We start from the raw sequence: 18501 nt of genomic DNA, 5'->3' as shown, positions 1-18501 counted from the left end.
TCGCTCCCGGGCGGGCGGCCGGGCGGGCCCGGCCGCCCTCGGTGAGGCGGGCCGGGCCCGGCGCCCGGAGGGGTGGATCAGCCGCCGGCGATCCTCGACCGGACCTTGCCGCGGGCGTCGGCGGCGTCGTCGGCCCGCAGGGCGAGCTCGGCGAGTTCGCGGCATTCCTCGAGGGTGTGGGCGGCCAGCGCGGCCCGTACCTCGGGGAGCGAGGAGGGTGCGGCGGACAGGCTCGTGACCCCGAGGCCGACCAGGACCAGGGCGAGGGCCGGGTCGGCGGCGGCCTCGCCGCACACGCCGATGGGGCGGCCGTGGTCCGCCGCGGCGCGGGCGGCGGTGGCGACCAGGGTGAGCAGGGCCGGCTGCCACGGGTCGAGCAGTTCGGCGAGGGCGCCGAGGGTACGGTCGGCGGCGAAGGCGTACTGGGCCAGGTCGTTGGTGCCGACGCTGAAGAAGTCGCAGACCTCGGCCAGCCGGTCGGTCCGCAGGGCGGCCGCCGGGACCTCGATCATCGCGCCGGCCAGCGGCAGCCCGTGCGCGCGGACCCGGGCGGCGAACTCGGCGGCCTCACGGGGGACCGACACCATCGGCGCCATCACCCACACCTGTGCACTGCCACTCCCGGCGGCCTCGGCGATCGCGGCGAGCTGGGTCTCCAGGAGCTGGGGGTCGCGGGCGGCGGTCCGCAGGCCCCGGACGCCCAGGGCCGGGTTCTCCTCATCGGTGGAGGTGGCGAAGGACAGCGGCTTGTCCGCGCCCGCGTCGAGGGTGCGGACGACCACCCGGCGGCCGGCGAAGGCGTCGAAGACCTGCCGGTAGGCGGCGGCCTGTTCGGCGAGGCCCGGTGCTTCGGCGCGGTCCAGGAAGAGGAACTCGGTGCGGAACAGGCCCACGCCCTCGGCGTCGGCGGTGGCCGCGCCGGCCAGTTCGTGCGGCGCGCCGAGGTTGACCAGCAGCGCGACGGGGTGGCCGTCCGCCGTCCGGCCCGGTCCCCGGACCGCGGCCGACAGCGCGCGGCGGCGTCGCTCCCGTTCGGCGGCCCGCCGGAGCGCCTCCGGGCTCGGGTCGGGTTCGACCACGCCGTCCGCGCCGTGCACCAGGACCTGCCGGCCGTCCTCCAGCACCATCGCGCCGGCGCAGCCGACCACGGCGGGCACGCCGAGCGCCTTGGCGAGGATGGCGGTGTGGCTGGTCGGTCCGCCGCGGACGGTGACGAGGGCCAGCACCCGGGCGGGGTCGAGCAGCGCCGTGTCGGCGGGTGCCAGGTCGTCGGCGACCAGGACGTACGGGTGCCCCGGGTCCGGCAGGCCGGGTACGGGCAGGCCGAGCAGGTGCGCCACTGCGCGGTCGCGGAGGTCGTCCAGGTCGGCGGTCCGTTCCGCGAAGTGACCGCCGGCGGCGAGCAGTGCGGCGCGGAAGCCGTCGAAGGCGCCGGCGAGCGCGTGGGCGCCGTCGGTGCCCCGCTGGACCAGCGCGGCCGCCTCGTCGGCGAGGACGGGGTCGGCGGCCATCATGGCTTGCGCGGCGAGCACCTCGGAGGCGGGGCCGCTCACGCGGGCGGCACGCTCGTCCAGGTCGGTGACGACGGCGGTGAGGGCGGCGCGGACCGCGGCCGCTTCGGCCGTCGGGTCGGGGACGGGCCTCGGGGCGGGCAGCGCGGGTGCGGGCGCCATCCGGGCGACCGGGCCTGCCGCGCTGCCCGTACCGACGCCGATCCCGCGGATCGGAGCGCTCATGCCGCTGCGTCGAGGTCGGAGGCGAGCAGGTCGGCGAGCGCCTTCAGCGATTCCTGGGCCTGGTCGCCGGCGGCGGTGAGCTCCAGGGTCTCGCCGCGACCGGCAGCGAGGGCGAGGACGGAGAGCAGGCTGCGGGCGTCGACCGAAGCCTGGCCCGGGCGGCCGACGGTGACCTTGACCGGCTGGCGGGCGGCGGCCTGGACGAACAGCGAGGCCGGGCGGGCGTGCAGGCCGCTACGGGATCCGACGGTGACCTGGATCGAGTGCATGGGAGTCCTTGAGGGAGAGGGAAGCGCCGACCCGGGTGGGAGCCGGGTCGGCGGACGAGGGGCACGGTGGCCCCGCGCGGAGGGTGAGCGGGGTGAGCCGAGGGGAGCCGGTCTCCGCGGTACGGGGGCGGTAGCGGAGAGACCAGGCATTCTGTGGCTTCACGCCCGCTAGCGTGTTGTTTTGATTGGTTCTATGCCCGATCTGCAAGTGGTGTCAACACGTTCGGGCAAACTCAAAGATGACGGTACAAGTCGGTGCGACCTCTTGCTTTTCCGCTCCGAGCGCGTATGGTCGGCCTGAACCAAGCGCGAACAGACATGAACGGACCCAATCCCACATGTATGCACCCGAGCGGCAGCAAGAGATCCTCCGCCTCGCCCAGGAACAGGGCCGGGTGGACGTGCCGACGCTGGCCGAGGAGTTCGGCGTGACGCAGGAGACCATCCGGCGTGACCTGAGCGCCCTCGACCGGGCCGGTCTGCTGCACCGGGTGCACGGCGGCGCGCTGCCCGCCGGCGCGCTGCACCTGGAGCCCGGCCTCGCCGAGCGCGACTCCACGGCCGCGGCCGAGAAGGAACGCATCGCCAGGGCAGCCCTGGCCCTGCTGCCCAGCGAGGGCAGCGTCATCCTCGACGCCGGCACGACCGTCTCGCGGCTGGCCGGCCTGCTGCCCGCCGACTGCACGCTCACCGTCGTCACCAACGCCCTCCCGGTCGCCGCCCGGCTGGCCGACCACCGCGGGCTCGCCCTCCACCTGGTCGGGGGTCGGCTGCGCCACCGCACCCAGGCCGCCGTCGACGCGTGGGCGCTGCGCGACCTGGCCGACATCCACGCGGACGTCGCGGTCGTCGCCACCAACGGCTTCTCACCGGAGGGCGGCCTCTCGACGCCGGACCTCGCCGAGGCGGCCGTCAAGCGGGCCATGCTCGCCGCTGCCCGGCGGGTGGTCCTGGTGGCCGATTCCTCCAAGTACGGCGCCCGCCACTTCGCCGGCTTCGGCTCGCTGGACCAGGTGGACGTGCTGGTCACGGACACCGGGCTGACCGACGAGCAGACCGCCGAGATCGAGAACCACGGACCGGAAGTCATCCGCGCATGATCGTCACCATCACCCCCAACCCCAGCCTCGACCGCACCTACGAACTGGGAACCCTCGTCCCGGGCGAGGTCAACCGGGCCTCGCATGACCGACTCGACCCCGGCGGCAAGGGCGTCAACGTCTCCCGCGCGCTCACGGCCGCCGGCCACCGCACCAGCGCCGCCCTCCCCCTGGGCGGCCCCTCCGGGCAACTGCTCGCCGACCTGCTGCGCCGCCAGGGCATCGATGTCGCGGCGGTCGCGATCGCGGGCGACACCCGGATCAACGTCTCGATCGCCGAGGACGGCGGCAGCCTCACGAAGATCAACGCGGTGGGCCCCGAGCTCAGCGCCGCCGAGTCCGCCGCACTGCTGGCGCTCGTCCGCGACGTCCAGAGGACCGGACAGGACGTCGGACAGGGCACCGGGAACGACGTGGACTGGCTCGCCTGCTGCGGCAGCCTGCCGCGCGGACTGGCACCCGAGTGGTACGCCGAGGTGGTCGCCCAGGTGCACTCGGGCGGCGCCCGGATCGCCCTGGACACCTCCGGCCCCGCGCTGCTGGCCGCGCTCTCGGCCCGTCCCGACGTGGTCAAGCCCAACCGGGAGGAACTCGCAGAGGCCGTGGGCCGCCCGGTCCTCACCATCGCTGACGCCGTGGACGCGGCCGAGGAGCTGCGCGAGCGCGGCGCCCAGCAGGTCCTCGCCAGCCTCGGTGCGGACGGGATGCTGCTGATCGCCGGGGAGGGCCGCTGGTACGGCAGAGCGCCGGTCGCCGCCGTCCGCAGCGACGTGGGCGCGGGCGACGCCTCACTCGCGGGCTTCCTCGGCGCGGGCGGCACCGGCCCCGAGGCGCTCGCGGCGGCACTGGCGCACGGCGCCGCCGCCGTACAACTGCCGGGGAGCGTCATGCCGACCCCGGCCGATCTGGACCCGGCCGCGGTGGTCGTGACGGCGGACCTCCCGCTCGACCGACCGCTCAGCGGCTGAGAACGTCCTCCGGCGGCCACCGCCGGAGGCAGCACGCCCGACCGTGTGGGACGGGAAGGGCGGCAATTCCCGGGGGCAAGGGACACCGTCAGGCACCAGTCGAAGGACCGACACGATGAGCGACACCAGCGGACTGATCACACCCGCACTCGTTGACCTCTACCTCGCCCCCGAGGACAAGAGCGAAGCCCTGCACGCCCTCGCCCAGCGGCTGGTCGCCGAGGGCCGGGTCACCGACCTCGAGGGTTTCCTCGCCGACATCGCCGCCCGCGAGGCCCAGACCCCGACCGGGATGGGCGACGGGATCGGCATCCCGCACTGCAGATCGCCCCACGTCACGCAACCGAGCCTGGCCTTCGGCCGCAGCGCCAGGGGCGTCGACTTCGACGCCCCGGACGGACGGCCCGCCGACCTGATCTTCATGATCGCGGCACCGGCGGGTGCGGACGACACCCACCTGCAGATCCTCGCCGCGCTGGCCCGCCGGCTCATGGACCCCGCCTTCACCGGCGCCCTGCGCGAGGCCGAGAACCCGAGCGCGGTCGCGGCGCGGATCAACGGTGAGGAGGCACCGGTCGCCGCGAAGGAGGCGGACCCTGCTCCGCAGACGCCTGCCACTCTCCAGCCGACCGCTGCCGACGGCGGGCTGCGGCTGGTCGCGGTCACCTCCTGCCCGACCGGCATCGCCCACACCTACATGGCCGCCAAGGCCCTGGAGCTCGCCGCCGCCCGGGCGGGCGCGCGGATCCAGGTCGAGACCCAGGGCTCGGCCGGGACGACGCCGCTCGACCCCGAGGTGATCGCGGCAGCCGATGCGGTGATCTTCGCCCATGACGTCGAGATCCGGGACCGGGCCCGCTTCGCCGGCAAGCCGACCGTGGACGTGGGCGTCAAGGCCGGCGTCAACCGCGCCGACGACCTGATCGCGCAGGCCGCCGGGCTGGTCACCGGCGCCGGCACCCGTCCCACCACTGCCGCGGTCACCGCTCCCGCCCCGGTCGTCACAGCGAGCGCGCCGGGTGAGCACTGGGCCCAGCGGCTGCGCACGTACCTGATGACGGGCGTCAGCTACATGATTCCGTTCGTCGCGGCCGGCGGTCTGCTGATCGCCCTCGCCTTCGCGATCGGCGGCTACCGGATCGCCTCCGCGCCATCCGTGCTGGGCCACTTCGACTGGACCTCCTCGCACAGCTGGGCGGCGATGCTGTTCCAGACCGGCAAGACCTCGTTCGGCTTCCTGGTCCCGGTCCTCTCCGGGTACATCGCCTGGGCGATCGCGGACCGGGCGGCACTGGCCGCCGGCATCGCCGGGGGTGCCGTCTCGGTGGCGGTCGGCGCGGGCTTCCTCGGCGGCCTCGTGTCGGGCCTGGCCGCGGGCTTCCTGGTGCTGTGGATGATCCGCTGGAACGTGCCCCGGGCGATCAGGGGCATCATGCCGGTCGTGGTGATCCCGCTGCTGTCGGTGGCCGTGGTCGGCTTCCTGATGTTCGTGGTGGTCGGCTCGCCGATCGCCTCGGCGATGAACGGCCTGACCGACTGGCTGAACGGCCTCTCCGGCTCCAATGCGATCATGCTCGGCGCGCTGCTCGGCGCGATGATGGCCTTCGACATGGGCGGTCCGCTCAACAAGGTCGCCTACACCTTCGCGGCCGGTGCGCTCACCACCGCCGGAACCACCCCGGATGCCGGCAGCCTCAAGGTGATGGCTGCCGTGATGGCTGCCGGCATGACCCCGCCGCTCGGCCTGGCGCTGGCGACCGTCGTCCGGAGCAGGCTCTTCAGCCCCGAGGAGCGGGAGAACGGCAAGGCGGCCTGGGTGCTCGGTGCCTCGTTCATCACTGAGGGCGCGATCCCGTTCGCGGCGGCCGACCCGCTGCGGGTCATCCCGGCGGGCATCGCCGGCAGCATGACCGCCGGTGGCTTGTCGATGGCCTTCGGCTCCACCCTGCGTGCCCCGCACGGCGGAATCTGGGTGCTCCCGCTGATCGGCAGCCCGTTCCTGTACCTGGCCGCGGTCGCGGCGGGCACGGCGGTCACCACGGCGGTGGTGGTGCTGCTCAAGGGAATGCGGAAGCCCGCCCCCGCGGCGGCGCCCGGCTCCCCGGTCGCGGGGAAGGAAGCGGTCGCCGCCTAACCTGCCGGCCCATGAGACGCGTCGAGGTGCGTCCGGATCCGGCAGGCCGAATCCGAACCGGTTCGGGGCGCCCGCTCGTACGAGAGGGCGCCCCGAAGGTCGAGAAGCACGCAGCGTGACCCTCCCCCGGCGGACAGCTCAACGGTCTGACTGACACCGAGAGCGAAGTCCGGCGAACCAGCGAACCAGCCGGGCCCGCCTAATGCGTAAGAGTTCAAGGCCCGGACAGAGACGATCTTCACCGAAGGCCGTGGCGGGCCGGAACCCGCTGGACGCCTCCGGGCGAACACCCGCCGTGAGGGCGAGCGCCGCAGCCCATGTGGGCAAGGGCCACATGGGCCTGATCGAGGGACGGGACGGACCACCAGACGGGCCGGAGGGCAACCGCGACGCGGAGCATGACTCGCCATGGTCTTGCTGCCGCCAACCACTTGGGCAATAACGGAGTCGGACCGCCCCGCACGGGGAACGGGATGGCGGTGGCGACGATTCTCGAACGAGCTCGAAAATCAATAGGAGGGGGCCTGACCGGTTTCCCTTTCTCGGTAGGCTGCAGGTATGACGGATGACTATCAGCAGCGGGAAGAGTGGCGGGCCGCCTTCGCCCAGCAGGTCATCACCGACTGCCTGGGCCAATGGCTGCGGTCGGCCAATGAGGCGGCGGTGGCCGCGGTCGGCTCGGAGCACGCCGCCGAAAGTGCCCGCCTGGCCCGGCAGGCCAAGGACAAATTGACCCGCTGGCGGGACAAAGGCGACCTCGGCGGCGACACGGCAGCCCGGATCGCCGACGCCGTGGTCGAGAGAATGGAGCACGGCGAGAAAGCCTCCCCGCCTCCGGAGAAGGCTGACGAGTCCTTTCCCTCCTTCGACAGCGGTTACCGGGCCGCGGTGACCTGTCAGTGGCTTCGCGACCAGGGCTACGACATCCCCACCTATCCCGGGGACCCCGAGCTGTGAGCGGGATCCCGCGGACCTGCGCGGGTAGCCAACAGTCGGACCCCAAGAGCGTTCTCCTTGCACAGCCCGGCCGCCGACCCCCGGCTCCGCCTTCCCGAAGTGTCAGTCCGTCGCCTCGCTCACCCCGGGTCCGCCTCGTCCCGGCGGATCCGGTTCCGCGGACCGAATGTCTCGTTGGGCGCCGACGCCACTCCAACGGGCGATCGCCATCGCCTGAGGCCCATCGACGCCGACGGGATGCGGTCGCTCTCTCAACCAGCCTGCCCGCCAGGTGTGTTGACAGCGTTGGGGTCCCACCGCCGACGGCCCCGGATAAAGACTCCACGGAATCTGGGGAGTGACATATCCACCCGCGGCGAGCCCAGGCCTGCTAGGGTCTGAAGTTAGTTGCAGTAGTGTTCCCATGAACTTTGTGTGCGCCTGCTGATGTATCGCAGGCGCCTTTTTCTTTCCCGGATTTCCCCGGGTGGGCGCTCATCGCGGCGACTCGAAGTCCGCACTGTGCGGGCTTCGGACAGCCCCTCGAAGGAGATTTTTATGGCTAATGGCACCGTGAAGTGGTTCAACTCGGAAAAGGGCTTCGGCTTCATCGAGCAGGACGGTGGCGGCGCTGACGTCTTCGCCCACTACTCGAACATCAACGCCAACGGCTTCCGCGAGCTGCTCGAGGGCCAGAAGGTCGAGTTCGACGTCACCCAGGGCCAGAAGGGCCCGCAGGCCGAGAACATCCGTCCGCTGTAGTTCCTCCCACGGCACCCGCCTGGAGCGAGGGGCCCGCACCGGGTACACGATGCCCGGTGCGGGCCCCTCGGCATAGCGCCATCAAGCGCATCCCCGGCCTTCAGCCCCTGGCTCCGCCACCGGGGCAATGACTGTCGCCCTCCACCTCCGAACCGTCCGGCTCCTCCAGGTCCGGCAGTGGCTGATCCTCGGGATCCGGATCAGCGGCAGGCTCGGCCGATGAGCCGGATCCCACCCACGCCTCACCGGCCGCGCCTTCCTCGTCGGCCGCGTCGCCGGACTTCGGTGTCGGCAGGACGTACTCCTGCGCAAGTGCGGCCAGATGGAGAGGGAGCGGCAGGGCCGTCGCCTGGGTGTAGTCCGGGGACTGGCGCAGGAGGTGGGTGAGCAGGGCGAAGGCGCGGGGATCGTCGCCGGCCTCCTCATGGCAACCAAGGACGACGATCTCCAACAAGCCTCGCAGCCAGGCGTTCTGGTCGGTGTCGATGGTCGGCTCACCCTTACGCTTGCCCTGCAGGATCGGGCGGGTTGAGAGCTTGTCGGCGGTGACGGCCGAGTGCCTGGCCGTCACCGGCTTCGCGGTCGTGCTGTTGAACACGCGGGCTCCATCCGGGGCTTCGTCAGGCTGCCATACACCCTGCTGGATGCCGTTGGGCTTGCCCCCATTGGCCAGACCCCACCACTGAGGTGTCTCGCCCCGCGCACCGGCCCGCACCCTGACCAGCCGCAGATCCGGATCGAGGTGCCTGGCCGGTGCGAAACCGTCCTGGATCCGGTCGCGCTCGACGCGACCGTCCTGGAGCCAGGTCCCGCGCTCCCCCGCGATGAAAGCCTGAGCCCGACCCCTCCGATGCTGTCAGCCGTGCAAGCCGCCTGTACCGGGCCGATCGGGGCACAAGCCGCTCCCGTGGACGCTGGCGCTTTTCGCAGGACGTTCGGGTACGAGCTCAGACTCCCCGTTGTAGGTTTGGCCCTGTCATCAGCGCGGCCCGCCGGGCTTCCCTCCAGGGACATGCCCCCACCCGCACGAGTCACTTCGTGCTGCCTGGGAGCATGTCTTGCTGTTCCGCGACTCCGCGTCCGCGGTCGCTGCCGAGAGCTTGTCCGGATCACTGTTCGTGCGCCTCGTCGACCAGTTCGTCCACAAGCACGGCCACAAGCCCACCTCATCCGAGGTGCGCTCCTGGGAGCGGAGCATTCCGGCCCTGACCAACGCTCTCATCGACGCCGGTCTCGGCATGGTCGAGGTCCTCCTCGAGTACTCGCTGCCGCTGAACAGCAAGCGCGCGGACGTCATACTCGCCGGCGTCCACCCGAAGACGGGCGAACCGTCGTACGTGGTGGTCGAGCTCAAGCAGTGGAGCAGTGCGCTTCCGGAGGACGGCGAGCCGCTGCTCTGCCGGGTGGACGCCTACGCCCGGCCGGTGCTGAACCCGATCGAGCAGGTCCGCGGCTACTGCGACTACCTGGTCTCCTTCAACGGCGCGCTCGCCGCGCATCCCGAGCGGCTGTCCGGTGTGGCCTTCCTCCACAATGCGACGGAGTTCGGCGTTCAGGGCCTCTACGAGGTGCAGCAGGACGAGCGTGGCCGGCTCTTCACTGCCGAGCGCCGCGGGGAGTTCATCCAGTACCTCCAGTCAAAGCTGAAGCCGGTCTCTGGTGCGGAGGCGGCGGACCAGTTGCTTGCGGGCAAGGTGGCGCCGTCCAAGCAGTTGATGGCGGTCGCCGCCGATGAGGTCCGCGAGCGCGAGCAGTTCGTCCTGCTGGACGAGCAGCGGGTCGCCTACGAGCTGGTGCTGCGCGCGGTCCGTCAGGCGCAGCAGTCCGACCACAAGGAGGTCGTCGTCATCACGGGCGGGCCCGGCACCGGGAAGAGCGTCATCGCGCTCTCCCTCCTCGGCGATCTGTACCGGCGCGGTGTCACCGCCCTCCACGCGACCGGATCAAGCTCCTTCACCACCACCATGCGCCGGATGGCCGGGGCGCGGAAGAAGCAGGTGCAGGAGCTGTTCAAGTACTTCAACAGCTTCATGACCGCCGAGCGCAACGGGCTGGACGTGCTGATCTGCGACGAGGCCCACCGGATCCGGGAGACGTCGGCGAACCGCTACACTCAGGCCGCCCAGCGCACCGGCAAGCCCCAGATCGAGGAGCTGATCGACGCCGCCCGGGTGCCCGTGTTCCTGTTGGACGAGCACCAGGTCGTGCGGCCGGGTGAGATGGGCACGGTGGCACAGATCCGGGCCGCCGCCGCCGTCAAGGGCCTGGACTGCCAGGTGGTCGAGCTGGACAGCCAGTTCCGCTGCGGCGGTAGTGACGCCTACCTGCACTGGGTGGTGCGCCTGCTGGACCTCGAGCCCGGCGGCCCCGTTGTCTGGGAGCCCGACGGCAAGGTCGCCCTGGAGGTGGTGGACAGTCCCCAGGAGCTGGAGGCGTTCCTCGACGCCCGCCGTGCGGAGGGGTACGGCGCCCGCATGTCGGCCGGATACTGCTGGAAGTGGACCACGAAGGTGGCTCCGGGGGACCCGCTCCCTCTCGACGTGCGCATCGGTGACTGGGCCCGTCCGTGGAACGTGTACGGCAACCGCTCGATCGCCGGTGCCCCGCCGGCCGCGCTGTGGGCCACCGACCCGGCCGGCTTCGGCCAGGTCGGCTGCGTGTACACCGCCCAGGGCTTCGAGTACGACTGGAGCGGCGTCATCCTCGGACCGGACCTCGTCTGGCGCACCGATCACTGGATCACCGACCGGACGGCTTCCAAGGATCCGGTCTTCCGCAAGTCCACCACCGACGCCGACGTCGACCGCCTGATCCGCAACACCTACAAGGTGCTGCTGACCCGTGGAATGATCGGCACGGTGGTGTACTCGACGGACCCGGAGACGCGTGCCAAGTTGCGGGACCTGGTGGCCGGCCAACAGGTGGAGCAGATCGAGGTGGCGCACGGTCGTCGCGGCTGATCGGCACTCACCGCGCCAGGCCGACGGACTCCCGGGGGTTCGCCTCGGAAGACCTGTTCGCCGTGCCACCGCCGGTGCAGGCCTGCGACCAGTGGAGTCCCTGCCTGCAGACCGACGACCAGCTGTCCGGCCAACGCCAGCACGTACTGCCGGCTTGCCTCGCTGCGTCCGACGAAGCGCTGTGAGCGGGGTATGCGGCGCCCCTCCCCAAGGCGGGCGGGCGGGCGGGGTGCGCTTGTCGAAAGGCTTGTGGTGCAAGGAGCGCAGGCACAGACCGCTGTCGACCTCAGCCGGCCCGTCGTGGGATCACCAACGCACATGCGCCCGCTTCCGGTCCCGTGCTCGTTCCCGGTACTCCCCGGATGAGGGCGAGCCTCATTCAGATGTCGCACGCCTCTCACCGCACATCGAGCTCGTTCTCGTCGCCTGCGCTTGCTCCCTGGCCGACGATGTCCGCTTTGAGCGGGGATCCGCGGAACTCCGCCGCGAGCAGGCCATTGATCTGGCACCGCCATGCGCCCCCTGCCCATCCCACGGCAGCGCTGACGCGACAGCTTCGCGCGCCGACGGTGAGCCCTTTGCCTCTGCCACTGCGAGGTGTGGCGGAGGAGCGGCGTGCGCTCTGCGAGGTTCCGCTCGCTGATCCCGACACCAACGCGTCCACGCGGTAGCATCATTGCGCTGCGCACCTTCCCGGAGGGTACGAGGCCTAGGTTCCGTGCGCCCTCAACAGGCGGCGATTGACGAATGGTTGTGCCCGTCAGGTGGTCAACATCTGACGTGAGCGTGGTTGCCCGGTAGGGCGCCCCCTGCCATTCCGATATCACTACCTGGGGATGGTCGCATGACCTCGATCGAGTACAAGCCTGCGCGTCGTGGATGGATCCGCGAGATCCTCACCGACATCGCTGTCGGAGTCGCCTCCAACATGCTGGTGGCGGCGCTGACCTCGGTGGCGCACCTGCTCTTCTGATGCAGGTCAGTGGCGGGCCCGGAGAGCCCGCCACTTCCACCTTTCCACACCTGCCGTCAGAACAACCGAAGGTCGTTCTTGGGCCTCTTCCGTCCCCGCTTCGGACGGGCGTGATGCCATGGCAAGCTCTCCCGAGTCGGCCGCAATCCGTGGATCTCGGTCTCCCCGACAAGGCCCTTGAGGTAGGCCCGGGTCTCCTCGTCCGTGGAATAGAGCACCGTCGCCCGGCTGGCCCGGGTCAACAGCACGTGGTAGGCGTGCCGAATCAGGCGGGCGAACTCCTCGTCACCGACGCTGCTCGCACTGACCTTCGGATCAAGCGATCCTGGAACTCTCACCCGTCTCACACCTTGCGCGGACTTCTCCGTCTCCTTGCCTCGACGGAACACCCACTGGTCGTCCCGGCGCACCATGTCATCGCCCATGATCACTCCGCACCAGTCCCACTCGAGGCCCTGTGCGGTGTACACACAGCCGATCTGGCCGATGCCGTTCTTGTGCATCGCCCACCTGACACCGGGCGGGACGCCGTCCGCGCAGAAGCTGTCGCTCTTCGCGTTCCACGGCGCGTGCCAGTCACCGATCCTGACATCCCGCTCCAGTCGCTTCTCCCGGCCCAGGGGCTCGGTCCACGGCCAGCAGTAGCCGGCAACCATACGCGCGGATGCCCCTGCGCTCTCCTCGCCGAGGATGATGTCCCTGAGCGCGTCCGGCGTGTCCACCACCTCGACATGCATCAAGCCGTCCGGCGTCCAGTGCTCAGGTTCGTCATCCGACATACCGAGCAGCGCGTGCACCCAGCGGACGTACGCGTCACTGCCACCGCATCGGAACTGCTCGCGGAGGCCGTACCGCACCACCCTGGCTCCGCGCCGATCAGCCGCCTTCTGGATCAGGTCGACCGTACCGACCTCCTTCGGACGAACGACCTGGCCTTCGTCGAGGAAGAACACCGTCAGCCGGGACGCATCGAGGAGTTCGTCCACCTGCGGCCGAGATCCCTGCTTCTCCGGCGGCCAGAACCGGTTCTCGGAGCGGTCACGGAGTCGGTGCGCTTCATCGCAGATCAGAACATCGAGCAGCGGGTCGGGCGTCGTGACGTAATCGAAGAAGTAGGTGAAGGTCTCCTTGAACTCCCGGTCACCGACACCGACATGCTCCTGCATAGCCGCGTTGAAGGCTCTGCTCCCGCTGGCGTAGTTGACGTTCCGGCCAGCGGCCTCCAGCTCCGCCTTGATCTGCAGGCCAATGGCGCTCTTGCCGGTGCCTGCGCCACCGGTCACCAGGAAAACCACTCGTCGCTCGTCCGGAACCAGCGCGGACTGCTTCGAGGAGGGAAGCACCTTGGCAGCTGTCTCCAGGATCTGATCAGCCACCTCCTTCTGCCGCCCGCGCAGGGTGAAGACCGTGTCCGTGCCCCGGGACCACATCATCGCGTCGAGCAGCGGTGCGTTGCGCACGCCGATGCCCTGCAGTAGCAGCTCGGCCTCCGTGCCGCCGCCGTCGGCGGCGAAGTGTTCCTGCAAGTCGGTCAGCAACTGGCGGCGACGATCACCGGTGTACACCTGCGCATAGGCGCCCGTCGGTGCGTCCACATCGAGCAGTGGACGGACTGAGTCCTCGGTGGCGTTGTGCAGGTAGGCAAAGCCGCCGCACTCAATGTCGACCGTGCCGAAGGGGCCCCGACTGCCGGTGAACGCGAGATAGTACTCGCGCAGTTGCAGCGCAGGGTGCTTCTTGGGCTTCGCCAGGCCCGCCACGTAGATCTGGTCCGCAATGGCCCGCTCGACCCTGGTCACCGTCGACCAGCGCTTCAGCTCCACCAACTGGACGGACGGCCGATTCTCGCGCGGATGGCGGCCCACCAGGACGACGTCGACGAGCCTGGGACTGCTCCCCTTGATGTCCTCGTCGACAGTCGCGGCGCACTCTACGACCATCTGCACATTGCCACGATCAGCGGCGACCAAATCGTTCGCCAGACAAATCAGACTCTCCGCCCACGCGAACCGCTCCGTCTCCGAAGCCTCGTGCTCCCGGAACTTTCGCCACCGTTCGGCAAGATGCGGCACCATCCGGCGACGCGAGTTCAGAGCGAGCAGATCCTGCGCCGACAACTTCAGCAGGAGCATGGGCACGAAGGGACTCCCCCAGACCAGACCACGAGTGATTCGTGCGGGTTGGAGGCATGTCCTCAGCGGGAAGCCTGTCGGGCCGCAAGCAGTACCACCGATCCTACGCACAGAAGCGGCCGTCAGCGCCCAATGCTCAGCGGCGATACGTACATCAAGAGATCACCCTCATCCCGGGCGAAAGGCCCAGCCGCGCAATACCCCCAGCCCGCCCGGCCATTGCCATCACTGCACGTCAGACGGCAGACGGCCCGCGCTGATCGCTCACCCAAAAAGCTTTCAATGGCGGAGGCGAATAGCGCGTGGTCCCCAGATTGGCCCCCGACTGGTGCACTGACCAGCGTCTCCAAGGAGCTGAACCAGTCGATGCCCCGGCCGGCAGCTACAGGCGCCCACCCTCGCACGTCAGCCCCGACGAGGACTCATCCGCCCGCGTCACTGACTCCCCGCCGCGGCCACCAGTTGCTTTCCGTTGCGACACGGTCCTGGGAGGGCTTCACCGGCCTTCTCTTCGATGTGTGCAGCACACCGCGGCTGCGTACGTTTCAGGAGGACAGCACATCACTCGACCCTGCCCTCGACGAACCCCTAAGCCTTTGGCCAACGTTTACTCGCCAGCCCCCGTGGAACGCCGCCGGCAGTTCGATGGCGAAGTGCGAGGTATGCCCTACGTCCGGGTACACCAGCGCCCGTCCGCGTATGTCCCAATAGTCCCGAGTCATAGTTTCAGGCCGCCCGGAGCAAGAACCTCATTGGTTGAGACAATCCGACCGCCGCTGAGTCGAGGTCCACGAGTTTGGTGGCGAGTGTGGCCATGGCCAGCCGCTCGGGGAGGGCCTCGGGGAATTTCAGGCCGCGCATGGCTTTCACGTCGACGTCGGGCAGGCACGGGCATGAGACCGCATCCGCCGTTCCGGCCGGTCGAACGGGGGCAGGCTGTTCCAGCCCTGGTTCCAGAGTCCTTGGGCGATCTTGTGTTCTTGCAGGCTGAGGGCCAGGAGTTGCTGGGCGACGATGTGCCGGGGCTCGGGCGGGGCGGTGACCGGTTCGATGTAGCCGCGGCCCCATCCGGGACCGCACCGGGAAGGCTGTGACGGGCTGGCGCTTCCGTTCAGCGACTTCCGCGCTTGGATCTGGAGGTTGTGAACTGGACTGGGACGGTCCACGCTCGGTCACCCTTGCGGGCGGAACAGGTTCTGTCGGAGCAACGCCAGTACCAGTCGGCCTTGCCCCGCCTGAGGTCGAGCTGGTCTCCCTGGCAGCCGGCGCATCTCGGAGGGCGGGGGTCGATGCAGAACATGCATCCGGGTATCGGCGCCGCCGTGGTGCAGCACTCCCAGTTCTTCGAGGAGCGCTGGTCGCGCGTGTTGCGGTCCTTCTATCCGGTCCTCGGCGTGGTCTACGCCGGACCGCAAGCTCCCGACACCGCGGCCGACGTGATCTCCTACCACCGCAGCCTGGGCGGGGCCGACGAGGCCGGACGCCGCTACCACGCACTCGCCCCCGACACCTTCTACTGGGCGCACGCCGTCTTCTTCATGACCATGATCCGGTTCGGCGACAGGTTCATGGGTGGCGTCACCGACACCGAGCGGGAACAGCTCTTCACCGAGCACGTCGGCTGGTACCGGCTGTACGGGCTGACCATGCGCCCGGTCCCCCGGTCGTGGGAGGAATTCCAGACGTACTGGGACCACATGTGCGCCGACGTCCTGGAGGACACCCAGGCGGCCAGGTACGTGCTCGACCTACGGGACCTGGAGCAGCCACGGTCGCTGCAGTGGGTGCCCCGACCGCTGTGGGACCGGGCTTGGCGGCTGTGCGCCCGGCTCCTCACCTGGACCACCACAGGACTCTACGACCCCGTGATACGCAAGCGTCTCGGCCTCACCTGGAGTGCCCGGGACGAACGGTGGCACCGCCGGGCCGGACGACTCGTCCACGCGGTCTTCAGATGCTTGCCCCGCCAACGCCGCTACCACCCACGCGCCCGCGCAGGTTGGCGCAGGACCCGAGGCCGGGCCGCCGGCGAGCCGTCGCCGTGAGCGTCCTGCGGACTCCCCATCGGTCCGGATGCGGGCGCAGCATCCGCACGGTGACGATCGGTCATTACGGGGTTCTTTCGGCAACCCCGTCGGACTCCCGCCGCAGCCCGGCAGGAAGCAATTCAGTCATCACGAAATCCCTTTTCCAGCTAGGAGTTTGACCTGCGATTCACTGCGAACAACCTGCGCGGGTCGCCGAGCACGGTGCGCTGACCGACCCGTCCACGGTGGTCTCCGGCGGCACCCACCCGGTGAGTGTCACCGTTCACGGCGACCTGGTCTACGTCCTGAACGCCGGCAGCGGCACGATAACCGGCTTCCGCCTGCACCACGGCGTGCTGACCCCGCTGGCCGACTCGACCCGGGCCCTGTCCGCGGGCGCGGCCGGGGCGGCCGAGGTCGCGTTCTCGCCCGACGGCGCCCGCCTGGTCGTCACCGAGAAGGGCAGCAACTCCCTCGACACCTTCACCGTCGACCGCCACGGCGTGACCTCCACTGCCTCCCCCACCGCCTCGGCGGCCGCCGTGCCGTTCGGCTTCGACTTCGACGACCGCGGTGACGCGGTGGTCTCCGACGCGGCTGCCAGCGCGGTCACCACGTACTCCGTCGCCTCCGGCACGGCCCGCCAGCTGGACTACCTGCCGGACGGCGGCGGTGCGGCCTGCTGGCTGGTGGTCTCGCACACCACCGGTACCGCCTACGTGGCCAATGCCGCCACGGGGACGATCTCCACGTACCGGGTCCGCAGCGGCACTCTGCCCCTGACCGCCCCGATCGCCGCCACGGTCGGCGGCCACCCGACCGACGAAGCGCTCGGCCGAGGCGACGTCCTCTACGTCCGCGACGCGACGAACAACCGCCTGCAGGCCGTGCGCTTCGGCGCCAATGGCGCGCAGGTCGTCGACGGCCCGTCAGCGCTTGCGGCGAGCGCCGCCGGCATCGCGGTCGTGAACGGGTAGCCAACTGACACCCCGCACGCCCGGCGGCCCTCGCGCACCGCCTCGACGCCGAACGCGCGGTCGCCGTCGAACACCACCTCGGTCACCGTCGCATGCGTGCGCACCGTCAGATCCACTGCCCTCGCCGAGGGGCGCCCAGCGCACGGCAGGGCGAGCGCCGGGTGCCATCCTCGACGATCTCATCCCTGACCGCGCACCCGGCGCCGCGCTCGGCCAACTCGCCGTTCGGGCTTTCCGTAGCGGCGGAGCCCGGTGGACCGCGCCCCAGCCGGCATCGCCTCGTGAGCATCACATCGGACGAGGCTGTGCGCCCCAGCCGGAAGGCCAGGGGGCAGGCAGTGTCCATGCTTGAACCTCGGCGCCAGAAAGCCCTCGCCGGGGCGACGCAGGCGGGTTGGACGGATCCGCGACTGCCGGATTCCGACGACCACCCGAAGCCCTAATCGGATAGGTCATCCGGTTGTGCTATGGTCCCACTCAACCGGATGACCTATCCGATTATTCGCATGGAGGGGCTCATGACGAAGACAGCCGTGGTCACGGCCGGCACCGGGGGCATCGGCCTCGAGACGGCACTGGGACTGGCCACCGCGGGATTCGCCGTCACCGTGGTGGGGCGCGACGCCGGCCGGGGAGCCAGCGCGGTCGAGCGGATCAACGCACGGCAACCCGCGCACCCCGGCCGGTTCCTGCGCGCCGACCTCGCCTCGCTCGACCAGGTCCGCACGCTGGCCCGCACCATCGCCGCCGAGCACGCCGCCTCGGGGCAACCGCTGACGGTGCTGGTCAACAACGTGGGGGCGATGTTCGCCGAGCGGCAGTACATCGACGGCGTCGAGGCGTCCTTCGTCGTCAACCACCTGTCGCCGTACCTGCTGACCGAGCTGCTACTGCCCACGCTCACCGCCGGGGCGCCGAGCCGGATCGTCAACGTGACCTCGGCCGCGGTCGGCGTCGCCAAGCGGGTGTTCGACGCCGCCGAGCCACCGGGCGGCTACTACGGCTTCCACTGGTACGGGCGCGCCAAGCTCGCCAACCTCGCCTACACGCTCGACCTGGCGAAGCGGCTGGAGGGAACGGGGGTGTCGGTCTTCGCCGCCGACCCCGGAGGCGCCGCGACCGACATGACCAATGGCACTCTGACCGACCCGAAGATCGTCTCCCCGCCACTGCGGCTGCTGTGGCCGCTGGTGCGCCGCCGCTTCGAACGTTCCACCTCCGGTCCGGCATCCACCGCGGCCATGCCCTCGATCACCGCCGCCACCAACCCCGCGCTGACCGGCCGGACCGGTCTGGTGATCGGCCCCCGGGCACACCCGGTCGCCCCGCTCCGTGCGGGCGCCGACCCTCGCATCGCCGAGGCCGTGCGCCTGATCAGCCAGACCCACGCACGCTGACTCCCTGGTGGTGGGGGGGGGGGGGGGCGCCCCCCCCCCCCCGCCCACCCCCCCCCCCCCCCCCCCCCCAAAAAAAAAATGTGGTGCCCGGATAAAGATGTGCAGAACTGGTTAGAGACCCCCCGCGGGC

The 18501-nt window shown here is 70.5% G+C and carries 14 protein-coding genes and 1 pseudogene; 10 read left to right on the top strand and 5 right to left on the bottom strand.

All coding sequences use genetic code 11. The annotated features are described in order from the left end of the window. Positions 1-77: 77 nt before the first annotated feature. Positions 78-1736: a phosphoenolpyruvate--protein phosphotransferase gene (gene ptsP, locus ACWDBE_RS14245; protein WP_449808126.1), complete on the bottom strand. Its 1659-nt coding sequence runs from the start codon at positions 1734-1736 to the stop codon at positions 78-80. Next, positions 1733-2005: an HPr family phosphocarrier protein gene (locus ACWDBE_RS14240; protein ID WP_449790804.1), complete on the bottom strand. Its 273-nt coding sequence runs from the start codon at positions 2003-2005 to the stop codon at positions 1733-1735. Before ACWDBE_RS14240 ends, ptsP begins: the two co-directional genes overlap by 4 nt. A 338-nt stretch (positions 2006-2343) precedes the next feature. On the opposite strand from ACWDBE_RS14240, the gene ACWDBE_RS14235 reads away from it, so the two are divergent. The 5 genes from ACWDBE_RS14235 (at position 2344) to ACWDBE_RS14215 (ending at position 7905) form a co-directional block, all read left to right on the top strand. Next, complete coding sequence (locus tag ACWDBE_RS14235; protein WP_449790803.1) at positions 2344-3105, top strand: DeoR/GlpR family DNA-binding transcription regulator; 762 nt, start codon at positions 2344-2346, stop codon at positions 3103-3105. Beyond that, positions 3102-4073 carry a 1-phosphofructokinase gene (gene pfkB, locus ACWDBE_RS14230; RefSeq protein ID WP_449790802.1) on the top strand — a complete coding sequence of 324 codons (972 nt, stop codon included), beginning with the start codon at positions 3102-3104 and terminating at the stop codon, positions 4071-4073. Before ACWDBE_RS14235 ends, pfkB begins: the two co-directional genes overlap by 4 nt. Positions 4074-4188: 115 nt before the next feature. After that, the gene (locus tag ACWDBE_RS14225; RefSeq protein ID WP_449808125.1) at positions 4189-6207 is read left to right on the top strand and encodes a PTS fructose transporter subunit IIABC; all 2019 of its coding nucleotides are present in this window, start codon (positions 4189-4191) and stop codon (positions 6205-6207) included. A gap of 558 nt (positions 6208-6765) precedes the next feature. Further along, positions 6766-7164 carry a hypothetical protein gene (locus ACWDBE_RS14220; protein ID WP_449790800.1) on the top strand — a complete coding sequence of 133 codons (399 nt, stop codon included), beginning with the start codon at positions 6766-6768 and terminating at the stop codon, positions 7162-7164. A 537-nt stretch (positions 7165-7701) separates the two neighbouring features. Then, entirely contained in the window at positions 7702-7905 is a 204-nt protein-coding gene (locus tag ACWDBE_RS14215) for a cold-shock protein (protein ID WP_280697877.1), read from the top strand. Between the two features lie 100 nt (positions 7906-8005). Here the strand turns inward: ACWDBE_RS14215 and ACWDBE_RS14210 are convergent, their stop codons facing one another. Continuing rightward, positions 8006-8731 (bottom strand): RNaseH domain-containing protein, encoded by a 726-nt coding sequence (locus tag ACWDBE_RS14210; protein WP_449808166.1) that lies wholly within the window; start codon positions 8729-8731, stop codon positions 8006-8008. A gap of 232 nt (positions 8732-8963) precedes the next feature. On the opposite strand from ACWDBE_RS14210, the gene ACWDBE_RS14205 reads away from it, so the two are divergent. Further along, the gene (locus ACWDBE_RS14205) at positions 8964-10865 is read left to right on the top strand and encodes a DNA/RNA helicase domain-containing protein (protein ID WP_449808124.1); all 1902 of its coding nucleotides are present in this window, start codon (positions 8964-8966) and stop codon (positions 10863-10865) included. Positions 10866-10900: 35 nt separating this feature from the next. On the opposite strand, the pseudogene ACWDBE_RS14200 reads toward ACWDBE_RS14205, so the two are convergent. Continuing rightward, positions 10901-11189, bottom strand: a pseudogene (locus ACWDBE_RS14200) (phosphorothioated DNA-binding restriction endonuclease); the annotation flags it as partial. A gap of 520 nt (positions 11190-11709) precedes the next feature. Between ACWDBE_RS14200 and ACWDBE_RS14195 the strand changes: the two are divergent. After that, positions 11710-11838, top strand: coding sequence for a DUF6408 family protein (locus ACWDBE_RS14195; RefSeq protein ID WP_449808123.1), 129 nt, complete (start codon positions 11710-11712; stop codon positions 11836-11838). A gap of 56 nt (positions 11839-11894) precedes the next feature. Here the strand turns inward: ACWDBE_RS14195 and ACWDBE_RS14190 are convergent, their stop codons facing one another. Continuing rightward, positions 11895-13970, bottom strand: coding sequence for a DUF2075 domain-containing protein (locus tag ACWDBE_RS14190; RefSeq protein ID WP_449808122.1), 2076 nt, complete (start codon positions 13968-13970; stop codon positions 11895-11897). Between the two features lie 1289 nt (positions 13971-15259). On the opposite strand from ACWDBE_RS14190, the gene ACWDBE_RS14185 reads away from it, so the two are divergent. From ACWDBE_RS14185 to ACWDBE_RS14175, 3 genes are all read left to right on the top strand, one after another. Beyond that, positions 15260-16015: an oxygenase MpaB family protein gene (locus tag ACWDBE_RS14185; protein WP_449808121.1), complete on the top strand. Its 756-nt coding sequence runs from the start codon at positions 15260-15262 to the stop codon at positions 16013-16015. Positions 16016-16266: 251 nt separating this feature from the next. Beyond that, entirely contained in the window at positions 16267-16974 is a 708-nt protein-coding gene (locus ACWDBE_RS14180; protein ID WP_449808120.1) for a beta-propeller fold lactonase family protein, read from the top strand. Between the two features lie 518 nt (positions 16975-17492). Further along, the gene (locus ACWDBE_RS14175) at positions 17493-18371 is read left to right on the top strand and encodes an SDR family NAD(P)-dependent oxidoreductase (protein ID WP_449808119.1); all 879 of its coding nucleotides are present in this window, start codon (positions 17493-17495) and stop codon (positions 18369-18371) included. The last annotated feature ends 130 nt before the right edge of the window (positions 18372-18501 follow it).

Source organism: Kitasatospora sp. NPDC001132, assembly GCF_053598415.1.
This window is presented reverse-complemented; position numbering and strand designations above follow the sequence as displayed.

What these genes read in the sequence shown, in the direction of transcription:
- ACWDBE_RS14225 (WP_449808125.1), top strand. Translation starts at nt 4,189, where the DNA reads ATGAGCGACACCAGCGGACTGATCACACCCGCACTCGTTGACCTCTAC.
- ACWDBE_RS14185 (WP_449808121.1), top strand. Translation starts at nt 15,260, where the DNA reads ATGCAGAACATGCATCCGGGTATCGGCGCCGCCGTGGTGCAGCACTCC.
- ptsP (WP_449808126.1), bottom strand. Translation starts at nt 1,736, where the DNA reads ATGAGCGCTCCGATCCGCGGGATCGGCGTCGGTACGGGCAGCGCGGCA.
- pfkB (WP_449790802.1), top strand. Translation starts at nt 3,102, where the DNA reads ATGATCGTCACCATCACCCCCAACCCCAGCCTCGACCGCACCTACGAA.
- ACWDBE_RS14175 (WP_449808119.1), top strand. Translation starts at nt 17,493, where the DNA reads ATGACGAAGACAGCCGTGGTCACGGCCGGCACCGGGGGCATCGGCCTC.
- ACWDBE_RS14195 (WP_449808123.1), top strand. Translation starts at nt 11,710, where the DNA reads ATGACCTCGATCGAGTACAAGCCTGCGCGTCGTGGATGGATCCGCGAG.
- ACWDBE_RS14240 (WP_449790804.1), bottom strand. Translation starts at nt 2,005, where the DNA reads ATGCACTCGATCCAGGTCACCGTCGGATCCCGTAGCGGCCTGCACGCC.
- ACWDBE_RS14215 (WP_280697877.1), top strand. Translation starts at nt 7,702, where the DNA reads ATGGCTAATGGCACCGTGAAGTGGTTCAACTCGGAAAAGGGCTTCGGC.
- ACWDBE_RS14220 (WP_449790800.1), top strand. Translation starts at nt 6,766, where the DNA reads ATGACGGATGACTATCAGCAGCGGGAAGAGTGGCGGGCCGCCTTCGCC.
- ACWDBE_RS14190 (WP_449808122.1), bottom strand. Translation starts at nt 13,970, where the DNA reads ATGCTCCTGCTGAAGTTGTCGGCGCAGGATCTGCTCGCTCTGAACTCG.
- ACWDBE_RS14235 (WP_449790803.1), top strand. Translation starts at nt 2,344, where the DNA reads ATGTATGCACCCGAGCGGCAGCAAGAGATCCTCCGCCTCGCCCAGGAA.